At 69.4% G+C, this 10,388-nt stretch carries 10 protein-coding genes; 6 read left to right on the top strand and 4 right to left on the bottom strand.

The window, feature by feature from the left end; translation table 11 throughout:
- Nucleotides 1-120: 120 nt before the first annotated feature.
- The 4 genes from IJ15_RS0116420 to pknB are packed head-to-tail and all read left to right on the top strand — an operon-like array spanning nt 121 to nt 6,356.
- Entirely contained in the window at nt 121-1,563 is a 1,443-nt protein-coding gene (locus tag IJ15_RS0116420; protein ID WP_031939433.1) for an FtsW/RodA/SpoVE family cell cycle protein, read from the top strand.
- Nucleotides 1,560-3,047: a peptidoglycan D,D-transpeptidase FtsI family protein gene (locus tag IJ15_RS0116415; RefSeq protein ID WP_031939432.1), complete on the top strand. Its 1,488-nt coding sequence runs from the start codon at nt 1,560-1,562 to the stop codon at nt 3,045-3,047. Before IJ15_RS0116420 ends, IJ15_RS0116415 begins: the two co-directional genes overlap by 4 nt.
- 4 nt (nt 3,048-3,051) lie before the next feature.
- Nucleotides 3,052-4,425 carry a serine/threonine-protein kinase gene (locus IJ15_RS0116410; protein ID WP_031939431.1) on the top strand — a complete coding sequence of 458 codons (1,374 nt, stop codon included), beginning with the start codon at nt 3,052-3,054 and terminating at the stop codon, nt 4,423-4,425.
- The gene (pknB, locus tag IJ15_RS0116405) at nt 4,422-6,356 is read left to right on the top strand and encodes a Stk1 family PASTA domain-containing Ser/Thr kinase (protein WP_031939430.1); all 1,935 of its coding nucleotides are present in this window, start codon (nt 4,422-4,424) and stop codon (nt 6,354-6,356) included. Before IJ15_RS0116410 ends, pknB begins: the two co-directional genes overlap by 4 nt.
- A 24-nt stretch (nt 6,357-6,380) precedes the next feature.
- Here pknB and IJ15_RS0116400 read toward each other — a convergent pair whose 3' ends face one another.
- Both IJ15_RS0116400 and IJ15_RS0116395 read right to left on the bottom strand, forming a co-directional pair.
- Nucleotides 6,381-7,046, bottom strand: a complete 666-nt coding sequence (locus IJ15_RS0116400) for an aminodeoxychorismate/anthranilate synthase component II (RefSeq protein ID WP_031939429.1) — start codon at nt 7,044-7,046, stop codon at nt 6,381-6,383.
- Between the two features lie 34 nt (nt 7,047-7,080).
- The gene (locus IJ15_RS0116395) at nt 7,081-7,845 is read right to left on the bottom strand and encodes a DUF881 domain-containing protein (protein ID WP_031939428.1); all 765 of its coding nucleotides are present in this window, start codon (nt 7,843-7,845) and stop codon (nt 7,081-7,083) included.
- A gap of 192 nt (nt 7,846-8,037) precedes the next feature.
- Here IJ15_RS0116395 and crgA point away from each other — a divergent pair, with 192 nt between their 5' ends.
- Nucleotides 8,038-8,301: a cell division protein CrgA gene (crgA, locus tag IJ15_RS0116390; protein ID WP_031939427.1), complete on the top strand. Its 264-nt coding sequence runs from the start codon at nt 8,038-8,040 to the stop codon at nt 8,299-8,301.
- A gap of 108 nt (nt 8,302-8,409) precedes the next feature.
- Nucleotides 8,410-8,898: a PH domain-containing protein gene (locus tag IJ15_RS0116385; RefSeq protein WP_031939426.1), complete on the top strand. Its 489-nt coding sequence runs from the start codon at nt 8,410-8,412 to the stop codon at nt 8,896-8,898.
- A gap of 16 nt (nt 8,899-8,914) precedes the next feature.
- Here IJ15_RS0116385 and IJ15_RS0116380 read toward each other — a convergent pair whose 3' ends face one another.
- Nucleotides 8,915-9,817, bottom strand: a complete 903-nt coding sequence (locus IJ15_RS0116380; protein WP_031939425.1) for a rhomboid family intramembrane serine protease — start codon at nt 9,815-9,817, stop codon at nt 8,915-8,917.
- A gap of 10 nt (nt 9,818-9,827) precedes the next feature.
- Entirely contained in the window at nt 9,828-10,349 is a 522-nt protein-coding gene (locus IJ15_RS0116375; RefSeq protein WP_031939424.1) for a peptidylprolyl isomerase, read from the bottom strand.
- Between the last annotated feature and the right edge of the window lie 39 nt (nt 10,350-10,388).

Here is a 10,388-nt window from a genome sequence, read left to right as displayed (position 1 = left end):
TCCCGCGGGCGAACCGGCACCGCCGCAGGAGGCTGCCCCGCCGGCGGCCGCTCCTCCCGCCGAACCGGCACCGACGCCGATCGAGCAGATCCCCGGACAGAACTGCAGGACCGGTAGCTGATGTCGACGTCCGATGCACCGTTCCCCAGCCCGCCCGGCGGGTTCGCTCCCCCACCGGTCCAGTCGACCCGGCGGAACACCGAACTGCTGCTGATCTGCTGTGCGATCGTCGTCACGACGGTCTCGCTGGTGTTGGTGGAGGCCAGCCAGGAACAGACCCTCACGTGGGATCTGGCCAAGTACGGGCTGGCCTTCGCGGCGATGTTCCTCGTCGCGCATCTCGCGGTGCGGCGGTACGCGCCGTACGCCGATCCGCTGCTGCTGCCGATCGTCGCGCTGCTCAACGGGCTCGGCCTGGTGCTGATCCATCGGCTCGACCTCGCGGACGCCGAGAACGCGGTGTACCAGGGGCTGCCGATCCCCTCCCCCGACGCCAACCAGCAGGTGCTGTGGACTGCGCTGGCCCTCGGCGGCTTCATCGCGGTGCTGATCCTGCTGCGCGACTACCGACTCCTCGCCCGCTACAGCTACACCGTGGGTCTCGCCGGTCTGGTGCTGCTCGCGATCCCGGCGCTGCTGCCCTCCCGGTTCTCCGAGGTCAACGGCGCCAAGATCTGGATCAAGCTGCCGGGCTTCAGCATCCAGCCGGGCGAGTTCGCGAAGATCCTGCTGATCATCTTCTTCGCGGCCGTGCTGGTCGCCAAGCGCGACCTGTTCACCACCGCGGGCCGTCACTTCTTCGGCATGGATCTGCCCCGCGCCCGCGACCTGGGCCCGATCCTGGTGGCGTGGATCGTCTCCGTCGCCATCATGGTGTTCGAGAAGGACCTGGGCACGTCGCTGCTGATCTTCGGCACCGTGCTGGTGATGCTCTACATCGCGACCGAACGCGTCGGCTGGCTGCTGATCGGCGGCGTCCTGCTGATCATCGGCTTCTTCTTCGCGTACCAGATGTTCGGGCACGTCCGGGTGCGCGTGAACACGTGGATCGACCCGCTCGGTGACTACCAGAACACCGGCTACCAGATCTCGCAGTCGCTGTTCGGGCTCGCGACCGGCGGCGTCGCCGGCACCGGACTCGGCAGCGGACGCCCGTCGCAGGTGCCGTTCGCGAAGACCGACTTCATCATCGCCGCGATCGGTGAGGAACTGGGCCTGATCGGCCTGGCCGCGATCCTCATGCTGTTCCTGATCCTGGTGATCCGCGGGCTGCGGACCGCGCTCGCGGTCCGGGACAGCTTCGGCAAACTGCTCGCGGCCGGGCTGTCGTTCACGATCGCGATCCAGCTGTTCGTGGTCGTCGGCGGTGTCACGAAGCTGATCCCCCTCACCGGCCTGACCACCCCGTTCATGTCGTACGGCGGGTCGTCACTGCTCGCGAACTACCTCCTCCTGGCCCTGCTGATGAAGATCTCCGACGCGGCCCGCACCCCCACAGCCCCCAAGAAGAAGGGGCCCGCACCCATCGCGGATGCCCCGACGGAAACGCTGGGTCGCCAATGAACACTCCTCTGCGTCGCGTCGCGCTGGCCGTCATGGTGATGGTCGTCGCGCTCCTCGCCAACGCCACCTACGTGCAGGTCATCAAGGCCGACGATCTGCGGGGCGATCCCCGGAACTCGCGGGTGCTGCTCGACGAGTACTCGCGCCAGCGCGGTCAGATCTCCGCCGGCGGTCAGGTGCTGGCGGCGTCGGTGCCCACCGACGACCGCTACAAGTACCTGCGCACGTATCCGCCGAACCCGGCGGCGCCGTCGAGTCCGTTCGCGAACGCCCCGGTCACCGGCTTCTACTCGATGCAGTACGGCAGCGCCGGCCTCGAGAAGGCAGAGGACCCGGTCCTCAACGGCTCCGACAACCGCCTGTTCAGCAAGCGGTTCTTCGACCTCGTCTCGGGCCGCGATCCACGCGGCGGCAACGTCGTGAGCACCATCGACCCGGTGATGCAGCAGGTCGCGTACGACGAGCTGACCGCGAAGGGCTACACCGGTTCGGTCGTCGCGATCGAACCGAGCACCGGCAACATCCTCGCGATGGCCAGCACCCCCAGCTACGACCCCAACCGGCTCTCCGGCCACGACGGCGCCGAGACGTCCGCGGCGTGGGACGAACTCAACTCCGATCCGGACAGGCCGATGCTCAACCGCGCCGTGTCCGCGACGTACCCGCCCGGTTCGACGTTCAAGGTCGTCGTGACGGCGGCGGCCCTCGAGAACGGCGCCAACCCGGACGAGCAGCTCACCGCGGCACCGAACATCACGCTGCCCGGCACGTCGACGACGCTCGAGAACTACAACGGCAGCACGTGCGGTGGGGCGCCGACGGCGTCGCTGCGGGAAGCGTTCGCCCGCTCCTGCAACACCGCCTTCGTCGAACTCGGCATCAGGACCGGATCCGACGCACTCGCCGACCAGTCGGCCGCGTTCGGTATCGGTCCGGGTGCCCCCGGCATTCCGATCCCGGTGGCGGACAGCACGATCGGCCCCATCCCCGACGACGCCGCGCTCGGTCAGTCCAGCATCGGCCAGCGTGACGTCGCGCTGACCCCGTTGCAGAACGCGGAGATCGCGGCGACCATCGCCAACGGGGGCATGCGGATGGAGACGCATCTGGTCTCGCAGCTGCAGGGACCGGACCTGTCGAACCTGGCGACGACGTCACCGAAGTCGCTGGGCCGGGCCGTCTCGCCCGAGGTGGCGGAGACGCTGACGCAGCTGATGATCGGTTCCGAGAACAACACGGCCGGTGTCGGGAAGATCCCGGGCGTCCAGATCGCGTCCAAGACGGGCACCGCCGAGCACGGCAGCGACCCGCGCAACACCCCGCCGCACGCCTGGTACATCGGGTTCGCGCCGGCACAGAACCCGACCGTCGCGATCGCGGTCATCGTCGAGGACGGCGGCGACCGTGCGCTCGCCGCGACCGGCGGCTCCGTCGCGGCGCCGATCGGGCGGGCCGTCATCGCGGCCGGATTACAGAGGGGCTGAGGCAGTGTCGTTGACCAACGGATCGGTGATCGGCGGGCGCTACCGCCTGCAGCGGCTGATCGCGACCGGCGGCATGGGTCAGGTGTGGGAGGCGACCGATAGCCGTCTCGACCGCCGCGTCGCCGTCAAGGTCCTCAAGGCCGAGTTCTCGTCGGATCCGGAGTTCCTGGAGCGGTTCCGCATCGAGGCCCGCACCACCGCGCAGCTCAACCATCCGGGGATCGCGGGCGTCTACGACTACGGCGAGACCCGGGACGAGGCCGGGGCCAACCTCGCCTACCTGGTGATGGAGCTGGTCGCGGGCGAGCCGCTCAACGCGGTGCTGGCGCGGGTCGGCCGGCTGTCGGTTCCGCATGCCCTGGACATGCTCGAACAGACCGGGCGCGCGCTGCAGGTCGCGCATTCGGCGGGCGTCGTGCACCGCGACGTCAAGCCCGGCAACATCCTCATCACGCCCACCGGCCAGGTGAAGATCACCGACTTCGGCATCGCGAAGGCCGTCGACGCCTCACCGGTCACCCGGACCGGCATGGTGATGGGCACCGCGCAGTACATCGCGCCCGAACAGGCTCTGGGCCAGGAGGCGACCGCCGCCAGCGACGTGTACTCGCTCGGCGTGGTCGGCTACGAGGCGCTGTCGGGCCGACGTCCCTTCGGTGGCGGCGGCACCCTGACGGTCGCGATGAAGCACGTGCAGGAACCACCGGAGCCGATGCCGGCCGATCTGCCGGCCCCGATCCGTGAACTGATCGACATCACGCTGACGAAGGATCCGGCCGGTCGCTACTCGAACGGCGGCGAGTTCGCCGACGCCGTGGCCGCCGTCCGCGCCGGTCACCACCCGCCGCCGCCCGGTCGGGTGCCGACCGGCGCGACCCGGATGGTGGCCCCGGTACCCCTTGCGGCGCCCACCACGATGCTGCCGACGCAGCAGAACGACTACACCGGTGCGGTTCCGGGCGCGCAGGACGGTGACGGCGGCTGGACCAGCGGCCAGAAGGCGGTCGCCTGGGCCGGAGGCGCCCTGCTGACGCTGGCCGCCCTCGCGGCGCTCGGCATGCTGTTCTTCGGCGGCGGTTCGAAGGAGCCGTCGACACCGCCCGCGGTCACGACCACCACGAAGGCGCCGGTGACGACGACCACGAGGACGACCACCACGACGACACGGCCGCCGACCACCACGCCGACGACGACCACGCCGCCGCCGACGACCACCACGACGACCACGCCGCCGCCGACCACCACGACGACGACACCCCCGCCGACTACGACGACGACCACGCCGCCGCCGACGACGACCACCACGACCACGCCGCCGCCGACCACCACGACGACGGCGGAGGCCACCACCACCCCTGCCACACAAGGACAGCCATGACGACACCGCGCAATCTCTCCTCCCGGTACGAGCTGGGCGAGATTCTCGGGTTCGGCGGCATGTCCGAGGTGCATCTCGGCCGGGACCTGCGTCTGAGCCGTGACGTCGCGATCAAGGTGCTGCGCGCCGACCTGGCCCGCGATCCCACGTTCTACCTGCGATTCCGTCGCGAAGCGCAGAACGCGGCGGCGTTGAACCATCCGGCGATCGTCGCGGTGTACGACACCGGTGAGGCCGAGACCGATGCCGGGCCGCTGCCGTACATCGTCATGGAGTACGTCGACGGCGACACCCTGCGTGACGTCATCCGCGCCGAGGGCCCGCTGCAGCCGCGTCGGGCGATGGAGATCATCGCCGACGTGTGCGCGGCCCTGGACTTCAGTCACCGCAACGGCATCGTGCACCGTGACGTGAAGCCCGCGAACATCATGATCAACCGCGCGGGCGCGGTGAAGGTGATGGACTTCGGTATCGCCCGCGCCATCGCGGACAGTTCGAGCCCGATGACGCAGACCGCGGCCGTGATCGGAACCGCGCAGTACCTGTCGCCGGAGCAGGCCCGCGGCGATCAGGTGGACGCCCGCTCGGACGTCTACTCGCTGGGCTGTGTGCTGTTCGAGGTTCTCACCGGTGAGCCCCCGTTCAAGGGTGATTCCCCGGTCGCGGTCGCGTACCAGCACGTGCGGGAGGATCCCAAGCTGCCGTCGCTGGTCAATCCGTCGGTGCCGAGGGCCATGGACTCGGTGATCCTCAAGGCGATGGCCAAGAATCCGGCCAACCGATACCAGAGCGCCGCGGAGATGCGCAGCGACCTGGTGCGGGTGCTGGGAGGTCAGCGTCCGAGCGCACCGATGGTGCTCACCGACGAGGACCGCACCACACTGTTCGGGGCCGTGGACAGCGGCGCGGGCACGGGAGCGGGCTACCAGGCCGAGCCGGCCCGGGCCGCCACGGCCACCGCCGCTCCGGCCGCGATCCCGGCGTCGACGCCGCCACCGAAGAAGCGCAACAACACCCGCAACGTGCTGCTCGCGCTCGGGGCCCTGGTCGTCGCCGGCATCATCGGGGTTTTCGCCTTCTCCGTGTTGTCGACGCCTACGAAGGTGACGGTGCCGACCGTCGCGGGGATGAGCGCGCAGGAGGCCGAGGCCAAGCTGCGCACCGTCAATCTCGACACCACCATCCAGTCCCGACCCGACGCGGTGGTCGCGACCGGCAACGTCATCGGAACCAATCCGACGTCGGGCAGTTCGGTGGACGAAAACAGCACCGTGACGCTGCTGGTGTCGTCGGGTCCCGAGCAGGTTCAGGTGCCCAAGCTGGCCGGTCTGACGCAGGACGAGGCGGTTCAGGCGCTCAACGCGGCCGGTCTGCGCCTCGACAATGCCGTCCGTCGGGCGCCGTCCGACGCGAGCGAACTGGACAAGGTGGTCGGCCAGGAGCCGTCGGCCGGCGCGAAGACGAGCCTGGACTCGACGGTCGTGGTCGTGCTCGGGTCGGGTCCCGAGCAGGTGCGGATCCCGAACGTGATCGGGCAGACCATCGACGTGGCGCAGCCCAACATCGAGGGCGCCGGGTTCGAGGTCGAGGTCGAGAAGATCGACTCCGGTAAGCCGGAGGGCCAGGTGATCTCCACGTCACCGTCCGGCGGATCGACCGCCGCGAAGGGCGACACCGTCACCGTCCGGGTCTCCAACGGCAAGCTGTTCACGATGCCGAACCTCGCCGAGATGACGGTCTCGCAGGCACTCGAGGCGCTGCGGAAGGCCGGCTGGACCGGGTCGTCGAACCAGCTGGCGCAGACCCGTCAGCAGACGCTCGACACCGACCTGGTGGGCAAGGTCGTCGCCCAGCAGCAGGCCCCGGGCACCGACGTCGCGAAGGACGCGCCGCTGTCGGTGGCGGTGGGCGACTTCGGGATTCCCCGCTAGCGACCGTGACCGGTCGCTGGGCGATCAGCGCGTGAGCGCATCCCCCAGCGACCGTGCGACCTCGTCCTCGAGGGTCGCGACCAGCGTCTCGGCCGGAGCCTGACCGCACACGCCGAGCCAGTTGGCGAGCATCCGGTGCCCGCCCTGGGTCAGCACCGACTCCGGGTGGAACTGCACGCCGTGGATCGGCAGCTCGCGGTGCCGCATCGCCATCACGATGCCGCTGTCGGTGCGGGCGGTGACCTCCAGTTCGTCCGGGATGGTGTCCGGGGCGACGGTCAGCGAGTGGTAGCGGGTGGCGGTGAACGGGTCGGGCAGACCCGCGAGGACACCGCCGCCGTTGTGGTGGACGAGGCTGGTCTTGCCGTGCAGCAGTTCGGGCGCCCGTTCGACGGTGGCACCGAAGGCCGCGCCGATCGCCTGATGCCCCAGGCACACACCCAGCAGCGGTGTCCGCGCGGACGCGCAGGCACCGACCAGCGGCATCGTCGCGCCGGCCCGCTGCGGAGTGCCGGGGCCGGGGCTGAGCAGGATGCCGTCGAAGTCGGCGGCAGCGGCCGCGATCGCGTCGTCCCCGGTCAGCCGGGGGTCGTCGTTGCGCCACACTTCGGCCCGCGTCCCGAGCTGGCCCAGGTACTGGACCAGGTTGAACACGAAGCTGTCGTAGTTGTCGACGACCAGGATGCGCATGGGAAGAAGGGTAATGCGCGGTACCGTGCGGTTGCTACGCGACCGGCCGCGCGTACTCGGTGTGCAACTGTCCGGTGTACGCGGGAACCGTCAGGTGGCCGGATTCCTGCTGGGTGTATCCCAGTCCGTAGCGGACGGCGTACTGCCTGAAGGTCTTGACGCCGGGCTCGTTCGCGAGCGTCGCGGCGAGGCGGGCCGGGTCGCCGATCGCGGTCACGACGTACGGCGGGCTGTAGGTGCGTCCGTGCAGCAGCAGCGTGTTCCCGATGCACCGCGGCGCCGACGTGTTCACGATCCGCTGGTCCTGCATCGCGATCGCCTCGGCACCACCGGTCCACAGCGCGTTGAGCACGCTCTGCACGTCCTGCTGGTGGACGACGAGGTCGTCGGGCGACGCCCCGGCCGGGTACTTGCCGTCGGCGTCACGGGGCGCATCGGTGAGGGTGACGACGACACCGGGTCCGCTGAGTTCGGTGAGCCCGGCCGCGGAGGCCAGCGCGCGGCTCGAGTCCAACGCCTCGGCCACCCGGGAGTCGGTGCCGGCCGCGTTCTCCTGCAGGTCCTGCACCTGGGCGGCCAGTTCGTCGCGGGCGCGGGCCGCGGCATCCGCCTCGACCTGGGCACTGCGCACGAGGTCGGACAATCGGGTCGAATCGGCGGCGCGGATTTCGTTGCCGTGCGAGACTTGCCGCGTCGTCGCCAGCAGCAGTCCCGCGACCAGGCAGACCACCAGGACGGCGATCGGCCAGAAGCCGAACCGCGGGCGACTGGCCTGCGGTTCCTCGTCGACGTCCGGCACCCTCGACCACCACTCCCACCACGGACGATTCGGTGCGCGACCGGTCCTGGCCGTGCTTGTTTGGGTTAGCGTGTACCTACACAACAGGTACAGCCGAATGTACCCTGTCGGCTCGGACCGATCCGGGCGCCGCGCTCGCGGAGATCGATCCACCCGAGCCCGTCTGGGCCCGTCCACACGAGTAAGGAAGTCATGCCGAAGTCGAAGGTCCGGAAGAAGACCGATTACACAGTCAATCCCGCGAACCGCACCCCGGTGAAGGTGAAGGCCGGGCCGTCGAGTGCGCTGTACGTGTCGGTGATGCTCGGATTCATGCTGGTCGGGCTCGCCTGGCTGATCGTGTACTACCTCGCGGGCGAAAACCTCGCATGGATGAACGACTTGGGGGCCTACAATTTCCTCATCGGCTTCGGGTTCATGGTTGTGGGCCTTATCATGACGATGAGATGGCGTTGACCTGTCGGTCTTTTTCGGGACCGCAGTTGTCCACAGCCGGGCAATTACACGCGTGTCATTCATCCCCAGTGTGGATAACTCCTGTGGATAACCAGGGATTTCGTCCACATGTCTGAGGATGAATTCGGTCAACAATCACCGCTCGAGTGGTCCACTCCGCTCGGCGCGGTAGCCGCGCTCGCCGTCGGTGGCATCGCCATGCTCCTCGCGGCGGTCCTGCTGGGACTCGACGCACCGGGACAATTCCTGTCCGTGCTGGCCGCCGCCGGAATGTTCGTGATCGCCGGTCTCGGTGCCAGGCAGCGCCCCAAACTCGCGATCGTGCACGACGGGCCGGCACCCGCCCTCGCGGCGACGCGACTGACGGGTCGCCGGGTCTACCGACGCGACAGCATCGAACGGGCCCGCATCGTCCGCTACCCGCGACTGGGACGACGGGTACCGATGCTCGAGATCGACGCCGTCGACCCGGACGGCACCGAGCGCCTGATGATCTTCGGACGCTGGGATCTCGGCACCGACCCGATCGTGGTGTTCGAGGCGCTGTCCGTGCACGGCCTGGTGCCGCCGGACGATCGGGCCGTGGACCGCGACTGACATCGGGCCGGAACGGTCAGATGGCGGCGACGGCCGCGGCGGTGACGATCAGCGTCAGCAGGCCGACACCGCCGAGCGCGAACCAACCGGCGGTACCGGCGCTCTTGCGGTCCTGCGCGCCGACGACGCCCGGCACGTACAGCAGGGCCGCGGTGGCGGCGGCACCGGCGACCAGGCCGCCCATGTGCCCCCACAGGGAGATCCCGGGGATCGTCACGCTGATCACCACGTTGATCGCGATGACCGCCAGTACCGGCATCGGGCTGCGCTTGAGGCGGAGCAGGATCACCGCCTGCGCTCCGAGCAGACCGAAGATCGCGCCGGACGCGCCCGCCGTGGGGATCAACGGATCGAGCATCAGCACCGACGCCGACCCGCCCAGCAGCGCGATCACGTACACCGCGAGGTAGCGGGCCCGACCGAGCACCATCTCGGTGTCCCGGCCGATCACGTACAGCGCGAACATGTTGACGGCCAGGTGCATCAGACCGATGTGCAGGAATCCGCTGGTGACGATCCGACTGAACTCACCGGCCGCGACAGCGGGACCCCACAGCACCCAGTCGAGGAACAGCGGCGACGCGATGTGGTTGTCCAGCACACTGCGGGACTGCACGGCGGTGACCGCGAAGATCAGCACGTTGACCGCGATCAGGACGTACGTCAGCAGCGGCGTCGGGATCTGCGGGCGCACCGGCGCGCCGGCGACGGTACGCGCCGTCGGCACATCGCGCTGACCGGCGGCGACACAGTCGACGCACTGGTGGCCGACGGACGCGGCACGCAGACAGTCCGGGCACGCGGGGCGGCCGCAACGGGTGCAGGAGAGGGCGGTGGGACGATCGGGGTGACGCACGCACCTCGGCTGAGGTGGCGGGGTGCCCTCGCTCGCCGTGCCACCCCAGCCGGGGTTCGTCATTCGTGGATCCTTACGCGATGGTGATGCTGTTGATCACGACGTCGTCGACCGGGCGGTCGCCACGGTCGACAGCGGTGGTGGCGATGGCGTCGACGACCTTCTTCGACTCCTCGTCCAGCACCTCACCGAAGATGGTGTGGCGACGGTTCAGGTGCGGCGTGGGGCCGACGGTGATGAAGAACTGCGAGCCGTTGGTGCCCGGGCCGGCGTTGGCCATGGCCAGCAGGTAGCCGCGGTCGAACTGCAGTTCCGGGTGGAACTCGTCGCCGAACTTGTAGCCCGGGCCACCGCGACCGGTGCCGGTCGGGTCGCCGCCCTGGATCATGAAGCCGTCGATGACGCGGTGGAAGACGGCGCCGTCGTAGAACGGGCCGGAGGCCTCGCCCTTGGCGTTCTGGGTGGAGTACTCCTTGGAACCGTCGGCCAGGCCGACGAAGTTCTCGACGGTCTTCGGCGCATGGTTACCGAACAGGGCGATCTTGATGTCGCCGCGGTTGGTGTGCAGCGTTGCGGTAGCAGTCTGTGAAGTCACCCCCCTATCGTGCCATTGCACCGGCGGCGACGTGTGCGA

This window comes from Prescottella defluvii (assembly GCF_000738775.1).
Lineage (GTDB): Bacteria > Actinomycetota > Actinomycetes > Mycobacteriales > Mycobacteriaceae > Prescottella > Prescottella defluvii.
Note: the sequence above shows the minus strand (reverse complement) of the source record. Positions and strands in the feature narration are given on the sequence as shown.